Raw genomic sequence first — 18,182 nt, 5'->3', positions numbered from 1 at the left:
CGACTTCCTCGCAGGAAGTCGGGGGCCACATCGTTTGCACGGTCCTTGTTAGTCCAGCGGATGCGCCGGATATCGATGCAGATCCAAACCTAGTCGTTGTAGAGCATCAATGAATAAAGATGTCACTCATAAGCTATCAAGAGAATCCAGAACCTTTTGAATTCACATGCTCGACACGCAATGTATCCAGCGTCGTTTACAATGATTCATTGTGCCTTAATGGCGCATCGGGCTATAGCGCAGTTTGGTAGCGCGCCTGCTTTGGGAGCAGGATGTCGTGGGTTCAAATCCCGCTAGCCCGACAAACAAAAAAGCCTGGAATCTCAACGATTCTGGGCTTCTTCTTTTATCCGACCGCTAAACGATTTATCCGGTTTTATCCGATGACCGTAGAACCTATATGGCCTTGCGGTATAAGGGACTTTTGTGATGTTGGGACCCCAACCTGCTAGTCAGTTCGATTCCATGCGACATCGATTTCCGCTTCCCAATCTCAAATGACACCAAAATACCTGCAACCGATTGTGCAATCCCGTGGGCGGGAGTGGGTTGCAGGTAAAAGGTGTCGAGTTACAGCCCAGAATCACCCCTAACTAGTACCGAAATACCCGCAACCGCAGTAACTAACCCCTTTATACCTGCAATCCGGCAAATATGGTTCAGACAATCCGCACATCCAGACCGCTATCCGAACACACCGTTTATACTAGATCACACATCGAATCAACATCTAGAACCGACCGTCTCCAACGACCCATAGGGAGAGCACATGGACGATATAAGACCACGCTGCGGCTGGTGCAATCTCAGCAATCCCGTCTATGTTGCCTATCACGATGCCGAATGGGCGGTTCCGTCGCATGATGACCACCACCTCTTTGAGATGCTGGTGCTCGAGACCTTCCAAGCCGGACTGTCATGGGAGACGATACTGAACAAACGCAAGCGTTTCCGTCAGGCGTTCGATGGGTTCGACATCGAACGGATCCGGCGCTATGACGAGAACAAGATCGCCGAACTCATGAACGATCCGGGCATCATCCGCAACCGTCGCAAAATCGTCGCGACGGTCGGTAATGCCAACGCATTCCGGGATATCCAGACGTCGTACGGCAGTTTCGACGACTATATTTGGCGGTTCACCGGCCGTCACGTCATCTACGAGACAGGCATGACTACATCCCCTCTGTCCGACGCCATCGCAGTGGATCTCAAGACGTACGGCATGCGATTCATCGGCACCACCATCGTCTACGCCTATCTGCAATCCATCGGCGTCATCAATGCACATGAGCCTGGATGCTTCCTGCACAGGGAAAGGTGACCCGCGCAAGGATTTATAAGGTCGCTCGGGCAGAATCTCTCCGAGAGGAACCCGTGCTTCTAGTTATTTTGCTTATCGAGTTCTTGGTAGCGCTCTTTGACCCCGGTAAGGATTCCGGCAGATTGTTCACGCTACTGCGCGGTGAGCGCTTCGAGCAGTTCGCCGAAAGTCAACCCACCTTCACTACCGGATGACGGATAATGGTTTTGAGATTTTCCGGTTTGGCTCGGCGCGGGTCGGATAGGTAGATCTCGTGATGGCGGCGGGCGTCGGAGAAGTCGAGCCCGTAGCCTTGCGAACGCGCGTAGCCGTCCAGAATCGTCACGGTTGCGGGCTCGTCGTCGTACGGGCCTTTGTGCATGACCTGCGCGACCACGCCTTCATCGAAGTCGAAGAGATATGCACGATTGATGTCGACTTCGGGATGCTTGGAGGCAAACGATGCCTTGGCCCACGCAAAGACCTCATCGGTCACGAATTCCGGCAGACGAATCATCGAAGTCCAATAGAAGTCGGTTTTACGCGTGTAATCGACGCCGGGCACACCCTTCTCCATGCTCCATAAGCCCTCCAGCGGAGGCACGGTGTAGTCGAAGTACCCGTCAATGTGCTCGTCCGGATTATTTGACTTCTTGTTCATTTTGATGGTGAACGAAATGCCGTACAGCAGTTGCATCGCCTTGGCGTAGTCGCCGCCTTCTTCGTTCGGATCTCCTACACCGTCCACCGCGACGAACCGCATCGCCGGCACCGTGACGATGGCGGGCATCCTCTTCGGCTGATACAGGTCCTTATATTCCTTTTTATAGTCGAATGCCATCGCTCATTTCCCCTCCGCCACCGCATCGATCTCATCCTGACGCCGCCACCGCTTGAGGTTTGGCAACAGCGCCGACATGCAGTCCTCGGCCTGTTCGACGCTGATATGGCAGGATTCCGCCATCATCGGCGCACACGCGGCGACCAATTCATCGCTATTGGCATAGGCCTGAAGAAAAACGCCGTCTTCATAGCAGTAGTTGCAATAATCTCCGTTTCGCGTTCCATCCGGTTCGGTGCCGTGATCTTCCGGGCGGTAAAACGGCATGGCACAACTTTGGCAAAAACCATTGTCCGGCATTTCCATAAGCCTCGCCATCGGCACCTCAAAACGGGTGCTGATAAGCCGAATCATGTCGATGCTCGGCTCTGCCGTTCCCTTCTCCCAGCGGGAAAGCGCCTGTTGGGTGACGAACAGCTCGTGCGCGAACTGCGACTGCGTAAGACCTCGCTCCTCGCGCACGACTTTGATAACCTGACCGATCGACATGACTACCTCCCGACATCGGAAAACGATTCGCGCGTCTCGCTGTGCGCTTGCTGATTCCAGTCTAAGGGCATGTCCCGTTCGCCAAGCGCGGGTACAACAAACCGTTGTTCGCGCTTGTATCCCGGAGGAAGAAACAGCTCGGTCGAACCTATTTCCTCTCCACCCCTTCAATTCTCCCGGTTCCTCTGACTCCTTTGCGAGCGCCGCGGATGGGATGAGCACGCTTACGTATGGGGTTGCGCCAGACAGGACGTCGTCGTAGAAGCGCTGTTTGGCGTCGATGAAGTCGATGGAATCCTGGATTTCCGCGAGCTGCTCGACCAGCCGCGCCCGCTTGCCGGCGAGCATCTACTTGCGTTCGGGGATGCTCGGCTCGTGGAGGAGCGTAAGGGGCGCGAGTAGGGGTTCGCGGCTTTGCTGCGGTCTCTCCCTCACCCGGCTACACCGGGAGCTCCCTCGTCAGAGGGAGCTTAAATTCGGTCTGGTTATAGGCCCATGGGCTTCTTGGGCTTTTTGGCGCTCATGAGCATGAGGAAGCTGCGGGACTGGGCGGTGATCATGAAGCCCGCCTCATAGCTCAGTTCCGGCTCATCCGGGTTGTGCGTATCCACGACCAGCTGCCATTTGCGGCCGTATCGCTCATCCGGCAGGGTGAACATAATCGGCTCGTAATGCGCGTTGAAGATCAGGATGAAGTCATTGTCGACCATCCGGTTGCCGTACCAGTCGACCTCCGGAATATCCGAACCGTTCAGATAGATCATCATGGAGAACGCATGCGTGTTCTGCCAGTCGTCCATATCCATGATCGAGCCGGTGTGGTCGAACCATTCGACCTGCGGAATCATGTTCGAATCGTCGCCGGGCTCACGGCCTGTGAAGAAGCGACGGCGGTGCAACACCGGATGATCCAAACGCAGATGAATGAGTTTGGAAACGAAGGCGAGCAGTTCCTTGCGTCCCTTGTCAAGATGCCAGTTGGTCCAGGAGATCTCGTTGTCCTGACAGTAGGCGTTGTTGTTGCCCTGCTGGGTGCGGGCCACTTCGTCGCCACCGCAAATCATCGGGATACCCTGGCTGAACAGCAACGTGGCGAACATGTTGCGCATCTGACGCTGACGCAAGTCGTTGACGTCCGGAATATTGGTCGGGCCTTCAACGCCGCAATTCCAAGAGCGATTGTTGCTCTCGCCGTCGCGATTGCCCTCGCCATTGGCTTCGTTGTGCTTTTCGTTGTAGCTGACCAGGTCGTTCATCGTGAAACCGTCATGCGCGGTGATAAAGTTCACGGACGCCACCGGTCGACGGCCGTTGACCTGATACAGGTCGGAGCTGCCCATCAAGCGCGAGGCGAATTCGGGCAACGTGGAGGGCTGCGAGCGCCAGAAGTCGCGCACGGTGTCGCGGTAGCGGCCATTCCATTCGGACCAGCTGGACGGGAAGCCGCCCACCTGATAGCCGCCGGAGCCCAGATCCCACGGTTCGGCAATCAGCTTCACGCGCGAGATGATCGGGTCCTGCTCCACGATGTCGAAGAACGCGGACAGCTTGTCGACCTCCTGGAACTGGCGTGCCAGCGTGGCGGCCAGATCGAAGCGGAAGCCGTCGACGTGCATTTCGGTAACCCAGTAGCGCAGCGAATCGGTAATCAACTGCAGCGCGTGCGGCGAGCGCATGAGCAGCGAGTTGCCAGTGCCGGTGGTGTCGAAGTAGTGCTGCTGGTCGCCTTCCACCAGTCGGTAGTAGGAGGCGTTGTCGATGCCCTTGAAGCTCAGGGTGGGGCCCATATGGTTGCCTTCGGCGGTGTGGTTGTACACCACGTCGAGGATGACTTCCATGCCGGCGCGATGGTAGGCCTTGACCATGGACTTGAATTCGTTGACCTGCTCGCCGCGTTCCCCGGAGGAGGAGTAGGCGTTGTGCGGCGCGAAGAAGCCGATGGTGTTGTAGCCCCAGTAGTTCGACAGGCCCTTCTCCTGCAGGAAGGAGTCGTTGACGAACTGGTGGATCGGCATGAGTTCGATGGCGGTGATGCCGAGCTTCTTCAGGTATTCGATGACGCTCGGATAGGCCAGGCCGGCGTAGGTGCCGCGGATGTCCGGCGGCACGTCCATGTTGAGGTTGGTCATGCCGCGCACGTGCGCCTCGTAGATCACCGAATCGTGGTACGAGATGTACGGATGCTGGTCGTTGCCCCAATCGAAGTAGGGGTTGATGACGGCCGACTTCATGGTGTGGGCGGCCGAGTCAAGGTCGTTCATCGCCGAGTTGTCGTCCGGGCTCTTGAACCAGTATGAGAACAGGCTTTCGTCGCCGTCGATATTACCTTCAATGGCCTTGGCATACGGGTCAAGCAGCAGTTTGTTGGGGTTGCATCTGAGGCCGTGCACCGGGTCATAGGGACCGTAGACGCGGTAGCCGTAACGCTGGCCAGGATGGAGGCCGGGAATGTAGTTATGCCATACGTACGAGTTCCGTTCGGTCATTTCGATGCGTGTTTCCACATCGTGCTCGTCGAACAGGCATAGTTCGACTTTCTGCGCAACCTGTGAGTACAGCGCGAAGTTCACACCGGCGCCGTCATAGCTGGCGCCCAGCGGATACATTGATCCAGGTCTGATCTGCATAGTTTTCAGTATCCCACTTTTTTTGTGTCAGTGATGTGCCGGGGAGTTGAACGTCAGGAGAACAGCGACGGCTTATCTTTGTCGGAGTTCCTGGCGATGAGTCTGCGTAACGCCTCATGCTGGATGGCGATCATCGAATTGGATGAGGTGATGCGCGTGGCGGCAAGGTCGCTCCACGGAATCCACGCGGATTCCACGTGCTCGTCCGCGTCGAAATGGCGCTGCTCCCGCCTGAACGGGCCCAAATGCAACACCATGATGTGGGCCAGTTCGTCGGTCATGCCTTCGGACGAGTAGAAATCGCCCACGAAGTCAACACCCATGGTGTCACGGTCCGGCACCACGCCGGTTTCCTCGGCCAGTTCCCTCAGGGCCGCGTCCATGATGTCCTCGCCCTCGTCCATGAGACCGGCGGGAAGCCCGTAGGCGAACATGTCCGATCCGGCACGGTATTCGCGTTCGATGAGGTAACGGTCGGTGGACATGTCGTGCACGAGCATGACCACACAGGGGGCGTGACGCAGCACCTGGCGGCCGATCTCGTGTTCCTTGCCCTGCTTGTCGGTCAGAGCGATGCGCATGTCGTCCACGTGGAAGATGCGCCCGGTATAAACGGTTTCGCTACTGATCACTTTGGCGGGCACGTCCATGTCGATGCCGTCCGAGGAGGCGTTCAGCTTATGGTCGAGCCGATGCTCCAGTTGTTCCTGCTTGCTTCCGCCAGACATGTCATCTCCTCGGAAAAAACGTTTTTGCCACGTTACTATAGCGTCTTAATCTCGATGCGCGGTAATGGACAGCGTCCATGGATCGGTCGTGTCGTGGAACCACTCGACTTCAGGCCTTGCTCCGGTCGCTTGTTCGATGGCGGCTGGCACGTCATCGATCGCGTAGTTGAACCACATGGATTCGATGGCGGCATGAGGGGTGTTGATGAAGCAGGGACGCACATGGCTCTCCCCCGCCATTCCATGGCCGAGCATGATGCCTTGGGACCTCATACGGGCTTCATACCGGGCTTGTTCGATGGCGTCGGTCACCGGGTGGTGACGCAAATCGCTGGTTACGTACACGTCCGCACCGGTGGCACGTACCTCGTTGAACAGGGAGTCCCCGGAGCCAGGCAGAATGGCCACATACTGAACAAAAGTGTCCGAATCGCCGCATACCTGGATGCCGAGCGCGCTGGTCATGCCATGATCGGACACTTCGTCGAATACTCGCTGAGCGAAATCCTTCAGGGCAACAGGCTTCGGCAAACGACCCACACGCCCCAAGCCGACCGGATGAGAGGCGTTTGCATCGTCAATCGGCACGAGTGGTTTCTGGTCGATGAGTCCGAAGTAGTCGGCCGCCGCCTGTCCCACGCCGCGATACGCAGCGTCGGCATTAGTGTGCCCTACCCACAGCCCGCAGCCGTGCTGGTAGAGTCTGCGGACGATGTCGCCCCGGAAACCGAGTCCGCTCGTCTCGTGTACGGAACGGAAGAACAACGGGTGATGGGTGATGAGCAGGTCCGCGCCAGTAGCGATGGCCTTGTCAATGATGGCGGAGGTCGGGTCGGCGGCGAACACGATGCGGTGCACGTCGTGACTCAGATCGCCGACAATGAGGCCCGGCTCATCCCATTCCTCGGCGTAGCGCAATGGGTACAGGGTCTCGAGAACGTCGATGACTTGCTTGAGATTCGGCATATGTCCCATTGTAGTGGGCTATTGCTGCAAGGGACTCATTCTGCAATTGCGGACAAGCCATGCTCGTGCTCTTCATTGCTCGACTATCGGCTCGCCTTCGCCTACAAACAATCCACTGGACTGTTTGCTCAACGGCTCAGCCCCCTCACCCGAGGGGAGCTAGAAATTGTCAGTGTGCAGCGAGTTGCCAGTCGGAACCGATGCCGCACGATACGTCCAGCGGCACGGCAAGGTCGACGGCGTGTTCCATGGCGTTGCGCACCAGTTCGGTGACCTGGTCGCCTTCTCCCGGCGCGATTTCCACTACCAGTTCATCGTGAATCTGCAGAATGATACGGCTCTTGACGTGAGCCTCGGCCAAGGTCTGCTCGGCGCGAATCATCGCAATCTTCATGATGTCGGCGGCGGATCCCTGAATCGGTGCGTTGAGTGCCGCACGTTCAGCGGCCTCACGCGCAACACGATTGGTCGAATGCAGGGCCGGGAAGTAGCGACGTCGTCCGAAAATGGTTTCCGTATACCCCTTCTCTCGGGCATTGGCCACCAGCGATTCAAGGTAATCGTGCACCTTGCCAAAGGTATCGAAATACCGGTTTTTCAACGCTTCCGCTTCACGTGGCGCGATCTTGAGTTGCTGGGCAAGACCATACGTGCTCAGACCATAGGCCAATCCGTAGCTCATGGCTTTTACGTGGCTGCGCTGGTCGCCGGTGATCTGGTCGACCGGCAGCTTGTAGACCATCGAGGCCACGTATTTGTGGAAGTCGGCTCCGGAGCGGAACGCTTCGATCAGCGCCTCATCATCGGACAGATCAGCCATAATGCGCAGCTCGACCTGTGAGTAATCGCAGCTCATCAGGGCCTCGTACCCCTCCCCCGGCACGAACACGCCACGAATCTCACGGCCGGCGGCGTTCCGATTGGGGATGTTCTGCAGGTTCGGATCCACGGAGCTCAATCGGCCGGTGGCGGCAACGGTTTGCTCGAAAGTGGTGTGGATGCGCTCATCTGATGTGTTGGTGGCATCGATCAGCGTTTGGACGATCTGCTTGAGCTTGTTGATCTCGCGATGGCGCAGCAACGCTCCGAGGAAACCGTTGGCCCGCTCATTGTCCACTGATTTGACATACAGATCCTGCAATGCGGCCGCATTCGTGGTGTATGAGCCGGACTTGGTGCGTTTGGTGGGTTTCAAACCCATATCTTCGAACAGCACCTTCTGCAGCTGCTTGGGGCTTTGCAGGTTGATTTCGGTGCCGGCATACTCCCAAGCCATTTCCTGCGCTTGGCGAGCCTCGGCGGCAAACTGGTCACGCATGGAGACGAGTCGAACGCTATCGACTTTGGCTCCTGTGTGCTCCATGCCGTGCAGCACGCGGGAAACAGGAAGTTCAATCGCGCGCATCAGCCAGCATTGTTCACGCTCGTCGATAATCGGCCCGAGCGTGACGGCGAGGCTGCGGATAATGGCCAAATCACGCAGACGATGTTCGTTCGGATCTTCTTCGACCTGATCGTCGTCGAAGTCCAACGTGCCTTGCGAAGGCTGTTCGGTTTCGGTGAAGTGGATGTCGAGGAAGTGCTCGGCCGCCTGCTTGAGGCTATCGGCATGGAAATCCGGTTGGGCCAGATACCCGGCAAGCTTGGTGTCGAACATCGGCAGGTCCATGTCAAGATCGACCGCGCCCAAAAGATGCAGCAATTCTTTATACCCATGCACGATGGTGCGGGAGTGTTCGCTTTTCAGGAACCGCGCAAGCTGTGCTCGCAGGGTATCGGTGATTGGAAGGGGCACTATGGCCGCTGATGTTGCCGTGGCCACGGCAATGGCTTGTGCCGTGGCACGCCCCGGCCTTTCGTCGCCCCATGCGGCCACGGTCCAAGCGTGGCCGACCGCGTCGCCGCAGATGGCATGCCGCTGCGAGCCATCGCCATAGTCGGAAACCGTGAAATCGGCGATTTCACCGGGAACCTTGACTTCGACGCGATGGGCCTTGACCCATTCGTCGAACTGCTCCGGAGCAGTGATGCTCGTGGGTTCCGGCAGGTTCAGATCGAGGCTGCTATCCTGCTCGTTCTGCTCATTATTCGTAGACTCGCCAGCTCCGGATGTGTTGGATGCCTTGGCCCCGGTATTGAAGGTTTTCAGTACACGACTCTTGGTGCGAGGTCCGAATTCAAGCTCCTTGAACAGGGCGTCGATCTGTGCCACGTCCACGGTGCCGAATGTCAGATCCTCGATATCGACGCCTAGATCGACGTCTCGTACCAGTGCGTTGACTTTGCGATTGAGTTTGACCTGGTCGATATTGGCCCGCAGTGATTCGCCTTTTTTGCCGCCGATTTCATCGGCATGCTCGCAAATGCCGTCGAGGGAACCGAATTGGTTAATCCACTTGGCCGCAAAGCCGTCGCCTACACCGGGCACACCGGGAATATTGTCGGCGGTTTCGCCTCGGAGTGCCGCCAGATCCGGATATTGTGCGGGAGTGACTTTGTATTTGTCGATGATGGACTGCGGCGTCATATGCTTCAGGTCTTTGAAGTGATGACCCGGGTACAACACGGTGACGTTGTCATCCACCAGCTGGAAGGCGTCTCGGTCTCCGGACAATACCAGTGTGTGGTAGCCGGCCTTGTCTCCCATGGTGGCGAGGGTGGCGATCACATCGTCGCCCTCGAATCCCGGCTTCTCGATGTAGGTGACGCCGAGGGCCGTGAGCATGCGTTGAATCAATGGCAGCTGGGTGAGCAGCTCTTCGGGAGCCGCCTCACGGGTGCCTTTGTATTGCGGAAGCATCTCATTGCGGAATGTGCCGCCCTTCACATCGAAGGCGACGCCCAGATGGTCGGGCTTCTCCGCATCGATCACCTGCGCGAGCATGGTGGCAAAACCCCAGACGGCGTTGGTGGCCTGGCCGCTGGAGGTACTGAAGTTGTCGACCGGCAGGGCGAAAAATGCACGGAAGGCCAGCGAGTGGCCGTCCACCACCAGCAATGTTTCATTGGTGGGTACGGTCACGCTGGCCTCTCCCATAGTGTGTTTGTGTTGCTTTACGACTCAGCACGGCGACGCCGATAATCAGCGTTCGCCCGAATCAGAAGGCTTCGGATCGCCGTACTTGGCGATGATGGCCTGAGCCAGGCGCTTCTTGGGGATGCGCTGGTCCATGGAGGTCTTCTGAATCCAACGGAAGGCACCCTGCTCGGAGAAGTCCGCCTTGTCCATCAGCAGACCCTTGGCGCGGTCGACGAGCTTGCGCTCCTCAAGCGTGTCTTCGGCCTTCTTGAGCTTCTCTTCGGTTTCCCTGAGCTGGTCGGTGGTTTCCTTGAGCTTGCGTTCGCTACGCTCCACGTTGTCCAGCAAATCGTTGATCTCGGCGAAACGGCCCATGGCCACCTCGAGGGTCGGCAGTAGCTTGGATTCCTCGTACGGCTTGGTGACGTATGCCATGGCGCCAGCGCCGGTGGCCTTCTTCACCAGATCGGTCTGGGAGAATGCGGTGAGCATGACGACGGGGGCGATGTTTTCATCGCAGATAATGCCGGCAGCGGTGATGCCGTCCATACGCGGCATCTTGACATCCATGCACACCACATCAGGGCGGTACTTGCGGGTCAGTTCCACGGCTTCCTCGCCGTTGGCGGCCTGACCAACGACCTCATAACCGTTGTCTTCCAGCATGGCGACCAGATCCATGCGGTTCACGGCTTCGTCCTCGGCCACGACAACGGTACGCGGACCGTCCTCGGACTTGGCCTTGCGCTCAGCAGGTTCGCTTTCATTGGCCACGGCCTTGAGCTCTTCGTCGGTCAGCACCTCATCGATGTTGATACTCGGTTCTTCGGACTTCTTCCTTGCAGCCATGCCAACCTCTTTCTTGAATTACCCAACAATGGGGTTCGCAATAATTTCAGCGAACTCCTAACTAAAGTGCCCTCGGTGGGACTCGAACCCACACTGCGCAGATTTTGAGGCTGCTTCCTCTACCAATTGGGATACGAGGGCGTGCCAAAGCACTCTGAAGAGAGTAGCATACCAATTCGACTCTTGCGACACAAGACACGCGCCAATCCTCCATTCCCCCGGTAAAACAGGCGAAACACGTCGATATCGCGGACGGCGTACCCGTGTGTTGCCCGTTCTCCTGCGTGGTTTCACCGCTTACAATGGGCTGTAGTTTCGATGTATCGCTTTTGTTAGGAGGGCTTATGAGCAACGAAACTTACCGTCAGTTCGATCCCTGGCGCCCCTCTCCGGTCAAGGAGATTTCCCGTAGACAGATTGTGGAGACGCATTATTTCAATGTCGATCACGTCTCCTATGAGTCGAATCAAATCGGTTCGTTTGAACGCTACTTTGTTCAGGAGAACAATGGCGACACTGTGGCTGTGCTGGCCGTCACCGATGATGGCATGATTCCGCTGGTCGAGCAGTATCGCATCGCCAACCATCGTTGGACGTTGGAGATTCCGGCCGGTCACGCCAACAACCCGTCCGAACGCCCGACCGATGTAGCTAAGCGCAAGCTGGCCGAAGAGGCCGGCTTCGACGCCACCAAGCTTACGCAGTTCACCCGTTTTATGAACACGCCGAGCTATTCCACCCAGCACACCGCAATCTTCTTCGCCACCGGTCTAACCCCGGCTTCCCGTCAGGAAATCGGCCCGGAGACTCCGCGTTCCGACGTGCGTATGGTGTCGGTGGACGATGCCTATGAGATGGTGGTCAATGGCACGATTGTGGATGCCAAGACCATGGTCGCCATTTTGCGCCTGAAGAGCGGCACGCTCGATCATCTCAACGACTGATCGCCACGCTCGATCACCGCGGTGACTGTGGGCCATTGCAATCACCACACAATCGCAACATAACAGATAACGAAAGCCCCCATCCACTTTGGATGGGGGCTTTCGTGTGCTATATGCTAGCTGTCAGCAGCTACCAGAAGCCTGAAATCAGTCGCAAGCGCCAACGGTGTGCACGTAGATGGAGTCAGTGCGGCCCGGCTGGTGATCGCCCTGAGCAGAGCTCAGGATGACGATCTTGTCGCCGTCAGCAACCTTGCCAGCATCCTTGAGGACCTTGTCCGTGTAGACCATGAGATCCTTGCGGGACTTGTCGTGGTAGTCCTCCTTGAGCAGGAAGGCTTCGGTGCCCCAGGACAGAGCCAGCCAGTGGTAGGTGTGCTCGTTGCTGGTCAGGCCGTAGATCGGGGCGGCCGGACGCTCACGGGAGACGCGGTGCACGGTGGCACCGGTCTGGGTGTAAGCAACGATGGCCTTGGCGTTGAGCTTGTCGGCCAGGTCCACAGCGGCGGAGGAGACAGCGCCGGTGGAGGACATGTCAAGGTTCTTGAGCTCCGGGATACGGTCGAAGCCGTGGTCAGTGGCGTAGCCGGAGATACGGGCCATGGTGGCCACGGTCACATCCGGGTACTTACCAACGGCGGTCTCGTTGGAGGTCATGGTGGCGTCGGAGCCGTCGAGGATGGCGTTGGCGCAGTCGGAAGCCTCTGCACGAGTCGGAACCGGGGAGTTCACCATGGAGCCGAGGACTTCGGTAGCCACGATGACCGGCTTGGCGTACTGGCGAGCCAGCTCGATGATGCGCTTAGTGGCCAGCGGGACCTCTTCCAGCGGGCACTCAACGGCCATGTCGCCACGGGCGGCCATGACGCCGTCGAAGGTCTTGACGATCTCTTCGAGGTTCTCCAGAGCCTGCGGCTTCTCGATCTTGGCAATGATCGGGATGCGACGGCCTTCCTCGTCCATGATCTCGTGGGCGCGGTCGATGTCGGTGGCGAAACGCACGAAGGACATGGCGATGATGTCGGCGCCGGTGCGGATGGCCCAACGCAGGTCGGCCTCATCCTTCTCGGTCAGAGCCGGCAGGGAGACGGCGACGCCCGGCAGGTTGATGCCCTTGTGGGAGGACACAGGACCGGCCACGACGACCTTGGTGTACACGTTGTTGCCCTCGACCTTGGTGACCTCAAGACGGACCTTGCCGTCATCGATCAGGATCGGGTCGCCCGGGTGGCAATCGCCCGGCAGGCCCTTGAAGGTGGTGGAGGTGATGTGCTCGTCGCCCTCGACGTCATCAGTGGTGATGACGAATTCCTGGCCGAGCTGCAGCTGAACCTTGTCTTCGCCATCGGCGTTCTTCTTGAACCAACCGCAGCGAATCTTCGGGCCCTGCAAATCAACGAGCGCGGCAACGTTGCGACCAGTGGCTTCGCTGGCCTTGCGCACGTTGTTGTAGACCTTGAGGTGATCCTCGGGGGTGCCGTGGGAGCGGTTCAGACGAGCAACGTCCATACCAGCTTCAACGAGCTTCAGGAGGTTGTCGTAATCCTCGGTGGAAGGACCGATGGTGTCTACGATCTTGGCTTTACGCATGAATGCCTGCCTATTCTTGTTCAATTTGGTTCGAGGCGCGATTGCCCCATTTGCCGGAACCCAGTCTACTAGCGCGAGCCGACTCATGACAAGTTTTCTTCACGGTGTGTTGTGAGCGCTCACATTGTTGTGTTGACTGGGTTTAAGGGTTGTATTCTCTAACGATTTCAGGCCTTTTCAGCGCTTTCCATGCTCTTCATCTTGATCACGGAAGCCACGGATGCGCCGCCAATTGCGAGCACAATCACAGCCAGCGACAGCCATGTGGGCACCTCCGGCACCCAATGGACGCCTTCGCCGCCGTTGATGAACGGCAAGGTATTGCCGTGCAGGGCCTCCATGATGAGCTTGACGCCGATGAAGCCCAGCACCACGGACAGGCCGGCAGGCAGGTAGACGAGCTTGTCGAGCAGAGCACCCAGCAGGAAGTACAGCTGCTGCAGGCCGAGCAGTGCGAACACGTTGGAGGTGAACACCAGGAACGGATCCTTGGTCAGGCCGAAGATCGCGGGAATCGAGTCGAAAGCGAACATGACGTCGGTGGTGCCGATGGTCAGGAACACGATGAGCATCGGGGTCCAGTAACGCACGCCGTTCTTGGTGGTGCGCAGCTTCTCGCCGTCGTAGTCGTCGGTAATCTTGATGATCTTGCGCAGATTACGGATGATGCCGTTCTCGTGATATTCCTCATCTTCATCGCCGCCGAGCACCAGTTTGACGGCGGTGTAGATCAGGAAGGCACCGAACAGGAAGAACACCCACGTGAAGCGGGAGATCAGGGCCGCGCCGATCAGAATGAAAATGCCACGGAAAATCAAAGCAATGGTGATGCCGATGGACAGCACATACTTCTGAATCTGCTTGGGCACCGCGAAGTTCGACATGATAATGACGAACACGAATAGGTTGTCGATGGACAACGAGTATTCGGTGAGCCAGCCGGAATAGAACTCGATGGCGGGCTTGGAGCCGGCGAAGAACCAGATGCATCCGCCGAAGATCAGCGCCATAACCACGAAGAAGGCGATATGCTGCACGCATTCCTTGGTGGAGGGCACATGCGGTCGACGCCCGATGACGAACAGGTCGACGATAAAGAACAACGCGAGCACCACGAAGGTGATGATTTCAAATGCGAGTGGGGTTTCTGCCATGATTCCCTACACTAACTTATGTATGTGACGGTTTTGGGGCCGTTCCGGTAGCGCTGATCGCCAGGCAGTCAGGGGATGTGTTGTTCGACACGCTCCGGGCCGCTCAGGCCAAGTCTTTACGGTCGACAACGCATCCCCTGACTGCCCGCCTCGGGTATGGGAATTTGGTTACTTGTTGGCTTCCGTCATTTGACGGAGTTCTTTTTTGAGGTCTCGGATCTCGTCGCGCAGACGGGCCGCAAGTTCGAACTGGAGTTGTTCGGCGGCGGTGTGCATCTGTTCGCTCAGTTGGCGAATCAGGTCGGCGAGGTCCTGCGCGGGCAGGCCGGCCTTCAGGATCTCCTCGTGGCGTTTGTCTGCCTCGTTGGGATCGAGTACCGGCACGCCCAGGTGCGTGTTGCCGGCCTTGCCCGCGTTGCGGTAGCCACCTTCAAGCAAGGTCTGGGTGTCCACATCCTCCTTGGCGAGCATGTCGTTGACGTCGCTGATCTTCTTGATCAGGGGCTTGGGATCGATGCCATGCTCCTGGTTGTAGGCAATCTGCTTGGCGCGGCGACGGTCAGTCTCGTCGATGGCTTGCCGCATGGCTTCGGTGGTCTCGTCGGCGTACATGATCACCGTGCCGGACACGTTTCGGGCCGCACGTCCGATGGTCTGGATGAGCGAACGATAGGAGCGCAGGAATCCTTCCTTGTCGGCGTCAAGAATCGCCACCAGCGATACTTCCGGCAAATCGAGGCCCTCACGCAGCAGGTTGATACCGACAATCACATCGATCTTGCCTTCGCGCAACATGCGCAGCAGTTCGACGCGGCGCAACGTATCCACATCAGAATGCAGGTATTCGACCTTGATGCCGCGTTCCAGCAGATAGTCGGTCAAGTCCTCGGCCATCTTCTTGGTCAGAGTGGTGACCAGCGCGCGCTCGTTCTTGGCCACACGGGCCTTGATCTCGGCGAGCAGATCGTCGATCTGCCCCTTGACCGGGCGTACGTCGATCTTCGGGTCCAGCAGACCGGTTGGGCGGATAATCTGTTCGACCACCCCATCGGACAGTCCCATCTCATAGTCGCCTGGCGTGGCGGACAGGTACACGGTCTGGCCGACGCGCTGCAGGAATTCCGGCCATTTGAGTGGTCGGTTGTCCATCGCGGAGGGCAGGCGGAAGCCGTGTTCGACCAGCGTGCGCTTGCGGGAGGCATCGCCCTCGTACATGGCACCGATCTGCGGCACAGTGACGTGTGATTCGTCGATGACCAGCAGGAAGTCGTCAGGGAAGAAGTCGAGCAGCGTGTGCGGCGGGGTGCCAGCGGCGCGGCCGTCAAAGTGGCGCGAATAGTTTTCGACGCCTGAGCACACGCCAACTTGGGTGAGCATTTCCAGATCGTAGGTGGTGCGCATGTTGAGGCGCTGCGCTTCCAGCTCCTTGCCTTGTTTGCGCAGTTCTGCCAGGCGTTCGTCGAGTTCCTCGCGAATGGTTTTGAGCGCCCGTTCCATGCGTTCGGGGCCGACCACATAATGGGAGGCCGGGAAGATGTGGACTTCGTTTTCCTCGTCGATCTCGTCGCCGGTCAGCGGGTGCAGCGTGGAGATGCGGTCGATCTCGTCGCCGAAGAATTCGATGCGCACGGCCAGTTCCTCGTAGACGGGGATGATTTCGACCGTATCGCCGCGCACGCGGAAGGTGCCGCGCGTGAAGGCAATGTCGTTGCGCTTGTACTGCATGGCCACGAATTGGCGCAGCAGGTCGTCGCGGTTGATTTCCTGCCCGACTTTGAGGAAGAGCATGCGACCGGCGTATTCTTCCGGCGTGCCCAAGCCGTAGATGCAGGAGACGGTGGCCACAACCACGCAGTCGCGGCGGGTCAGCAGGTTTGCGGTGGCTTGGTGGCGCAGGCGCTCCACATCGTCGTTGATGTTGGAGTCCTTTTCTATATAGGTGTCGGTCTGCGGGATGTATGCCTCGGGCTGGTAGTAGTCGTAGTAGCTCACGAAGTAGCTCACGGCGTTGTCCGGCATGAGTTCGCGGAATTCGGCGCATAGCTGCGCGGCGAGCGTCTTGTTGGGCTCGATAATCAGGGTCGGTCGCTGCAGCTTTTCGATCAGCCAGGCGGTGGTTGCGGTTTTGCCGGTACCGGTGGCACCCATAAGAACCACATCATTCTCGCCGTTTTCGATGCGTTCGGCCAGTTCGGCGATGGCCTGCGGCTGGTCGCCGGATGGCTTATATGGCGATTTGACGACGAAAGGCTTGTCCGCGCGCTCGATATTGAATCCCATAGGGCCTCATCTTAGCGACCTGCGCACCATCCTGCGTATATCTCACCCACTTGGGCCAGCATCTCGGGCAATGGATGGGTGGAGTCGATGACGATATCGGCTATGGCCCGCCGCTCCTCCTCACTGGATTGGTGGCGGATGCGGGCCTCGGCCTGTTCCAGGCTCATGCCGCGTTCCTCGACCATACGGTCGAGCCGCATGCACACGGGAGCTTCGACCGTGACGATATGGTCAAAGGCGAATGGAATATCGTCAATGACCTCGGCGAGCAGTGGAATGTCGTGAATGATGATGGCTGCCTCGGGGTGCTCATGCTCCAGTCGCGCCGCCTCGGCATAGATCAATGGGTGCTCGATGGCGTCGAGCCGTTCACGTGCGCCCGGCGCGGCGTTCGCGCCGAAGACATGATCGGCAATCCATGGCCGGTTCATAGTGCCATCGGCGAGCAATGCATCAGGACCGAACTCGGCGACGATCTGTGGCAGCGCCACTCCCCCGGGTTCGACGATCTGATGCGCCAGCGCATCGTAGTCGATATGCAACGCGCCGAGTTGCTTGAGTCGCGCCGCCACCGTACTTTTGCCCGCGGCGATGCCGCCGGTCAGTCCTATTCGCATCATGGTGCCCATGATAGCTGGCGCTCCCCTCGGCCGGTTATCGCCGACAGCTCCCCTCAGGGAGGGGAGCCGGCTCGCGTAGCGAGACTGAGGGGAGTCATTGGCGGATAACTCCAAAAACACAAGAAACCCGGCCCAATCGGACCGGGTTTCTTTACACGCTAAGCGCTAGCTTCGCGGCAAACTCACTTGCCGAGCAGCTGGTCGCGCAGGGCGGCGAGCTGATCGGAGTCGGCGAGGGTACCGGTAGTCGGAGCAGCGGAAGAGTAGTTGGAGGTCTCCTCGACCGGCTTCTCTTCCTTCGGGCCCTGGCCGTCGGCGGCTGCGGATTCGGCAGCGTTCTCCAGCTCCTTGGCCACGAACTCCTTGTGCTCCTCCCACAGCTCGTGAGCGGCGGCGTACTGAGACTCCCACTCCTCGCGCTGCTTCTCGTAACCAGCGATCCACTCGTTGGTGTTCGGGTCGAAGCCTTCGGGGTACTTGTAGTTGCCCTGCTCGTCGTACTCTGCCGGCATGCCGTACAGAGCCGGATCGAAGTCCTCGGAAGCCGGATCAACGGAGTCGTTGGCCTGCTTGAGGGACAGGGAGATGCGGCGACGATCGAGGTCGACGTCGATCACCTTGACGAACACGGTCTCGCCCGGCTTGACCACGGTCTCCGGGTTCTCGACGTGACGGTTGGCAAGCTCGGAGATGTGCACCAGGCCCTCGATGCCGTCCTCGACGGAGATGAAGACACCGAACTGGACGATCTTGGTGACCTTGCCCTTGACGA

General features: G+C 58.5%; 14 protein-coding genes and 2 tRNA genes. 3 read left to right on the top strand and 13 right to left on the bottom strand.

Annotated features, from left to right (window positions below; all coding sequences use genetic code 11):
- Window positions 1–228 precede the first annotated feature (228 nt).
- Window positions 229–302, top strand: a tRNA-Pro gene (locus Q5H31_RS05960).
- A gap of 467 nt (window positions 303–769) precedes the next feature.
- Window positions 770–1,324 carry a DNA-3-methyladenine glycosylase I gene (locus Q5H31_RS05955; RefSeq protein WP_007052021.1) on the top strand — a complete coding sequence of 185 codons (555 nt, stop codon included), beginning with the start codon at window positions 770–772 and terminating at the stop codon, window positions 1,322–1,324.
- Window positions 1,325–1,493: 169 nt separating this feature from the next.
- On the opposite strand, the gene Q5H31_RS05950 is transcribed toward Q5H31_RS05955, so the two are convergent.
- The 8 genes from Q5H31_RS05950 to Q5H31_RS05915 form a co-directional block, all read right to left on the bottom strand.
- Window positions 1,494–2,144, bottom strand: coding sequence for a GyrI-like domain-containing protein (locus Q5H31_RS05950; RefSeq protein ID WP_007052019.1), 651 nt, complete (start codon window positions 2,142–2,144; stop codon window positions 1,494–1,496).
- Between the two features lie 3 nt (window positions 2,145–2,147).
- Entirely contained in the window at window positions 2,148–2,633 is a 486-nt protein-coding gene (locus Q5H31_RS05945; RefSeq protein ID WP_007055472.1) for a zinc ribbon domain-containing protein, read from the bottom strand.
- Window positions 2,634–3,118: 485 nt separating this feature from the next.
- The gene (gene glgX, locus Q5H31_RS05940) at window positions 3,119–5,239 is read right to left on the bottom strand and encodes a glycogen debranching protein GlgX (protein WP_302457599.1); all 2,121 of its coding nucleotides are present in this window, start codon (window positions 5,237–5,239) and stop codon (window positions 3,119–3,121) included.
- A 74-nt stretch (window positions 5,240–5,313) separates the two neighbouring features.
- Window positions 5,314–5,988, bottom strand: coding sequence for an NUDIX hydrolase (locus Q5H31_RS05935; protein WP_007052016.1), 675 nt, complete (start codon window positions 5,986–5,988; stop codon window positions 5,314–5,316).
- Window positions 5,989–6,033: 45 nt separating this feature from the next.
- Window positions 6,034–6,954 carry a Nif3-like dinuclear metal center hexameric protein gene (locus Q5H31_RS05930; RefSeq protein WP_007052015.1) on the bottom strand — a complete coding sequence of 307 codons (921 nt, stop codon included), beginning with the start codon at window positions 6,952–6,954 and terminating at the stop codon, window positions 6,034–6,036.
- Window positions 6,955–7,123: 169 nt separating this feature from the next.
- Window positions 7,124–9,991, bottom strand: coding sequence for a DNA polymerase I (polA, locus tag Q5H31_RS05925; protein WP_007053474.1), 2,868 nt, complete (start codon window positions 9,989–9,991; stop codon window positions 7,124–7,126).
- Between the two features lie 45 nt (window positions 9,992–10,036).
- Window positions 10,037–10,822 (bottom strand): ANTAR domain-containing response regulator, encoded by a 786-nt coding sequence (locus tag Q5H31_RS05920; RefSeq protein WP_060868264.1) that lies wholly within the window; start codon window positions 10,820–10,822, stop codon window positions 10,037–10,039.
- Window positions 10,823–10,889: 67 nt separating this feature from the next.
- Window positions 10,890–10,963, bottom strand: a tRNA-Leu gene (locus Q5H31_RS05915).
- A 203-nt stretch (window positions 10,964–11,166) separates the two neighbouring features.
- Here Q5H31_RS05915 and Q5H31_RS05910 point away from each other — a divergent pair.
- On the top strand, window positions 11,167–11,766 hold the full coding sequence (locus tag Q5H31_RS05910; RefSeq protein WP_007051922.1) for an NUDIX hydrolase: 600 nt from the start codon (window positions 11,167–11,169) through the stop codon (window positions 11,764–11,766).
- A gap of 147 nt (window positions 11,767–11,913) precedes the next feature.
- On the opposite strand, the gene pyk is transcribed toward Q5H31_RS05910, so the two are convergent.
- The 5 genes from pyk to Q5H31_RS05885 form a co-directional block, all read right to left on the bottom strand.
- Complete coding sequence (gene pyk / locus Q5H31_RS05905; RefSeq protein ID WP_007055467.1) at window positions 11,914–13,356, bottom strand: pyruvate kinase; 1,443 nt, start codon at window positions 13,354–13,356, stop codon at window positions 11,914–11,916.
- 167 nt (window positions 13,357–13,523) lie between these two features.
- The gene (locus Q5H31_RS05900; RefSeq protein ID WP_007051920.1) at window positions 13,524–14,510 is read right to left on the bottom strand and encodes a TerC family protein; all 987 of its coding nucleotides are present in this window, start codon (window positions 14,508–14,510) and stop codon (window positions 13,524–13,526) included.
- A 168-nt stretch (window positions 14,511–14,678) separates the two neighbouring features.
- Complete coding sequence (uvrB, locus tag Q5H31_RS05895; protein ID WP_302457595.1) at window positions 14,679–16,790, bottom strand: excinuclease ABC subunit UvrB; 2,112 nt, start codon at window positions 16,788–16,790, stop codon at window positions 14,679–14,681.
- A gap of 11 nt (window positions 16,791–16,801) precedes the next feature.
- On the bottom strand, window positions 16,802–17,419 hold the full coding sequence (coaE, locus tag Q5H31_RS05890; protein ID WP_007055464.1) for a dephospho-CoA kinase: 618 nt from the start codon (window positions 17,417–17,419) through the stop codon (window positions 16,802–16,804).
- A gap of 173 nt (window positions 17,420–17,592) precedes the next feature.
- Window positions 17,593–18,182 (bottom strand): S1 RNA-binding domain-containing protein (locus Q5H31_RS05885; protein ID WP_302457594.1); only part of this gene is annotated, 590 nt, incomplete at its 5' end.

Source organism: uncultured Bifidobacterium sp., from assembly GCF_959020155.1.
GTDB lineage: Bacteria > Actinomycetota > Actinomycetes > Actinomycetales > Bifidobacteriaceae > Bifidobacterium.
This window is presented reverse-complemented; position numbering and strand designations above follow the sequence as displayed.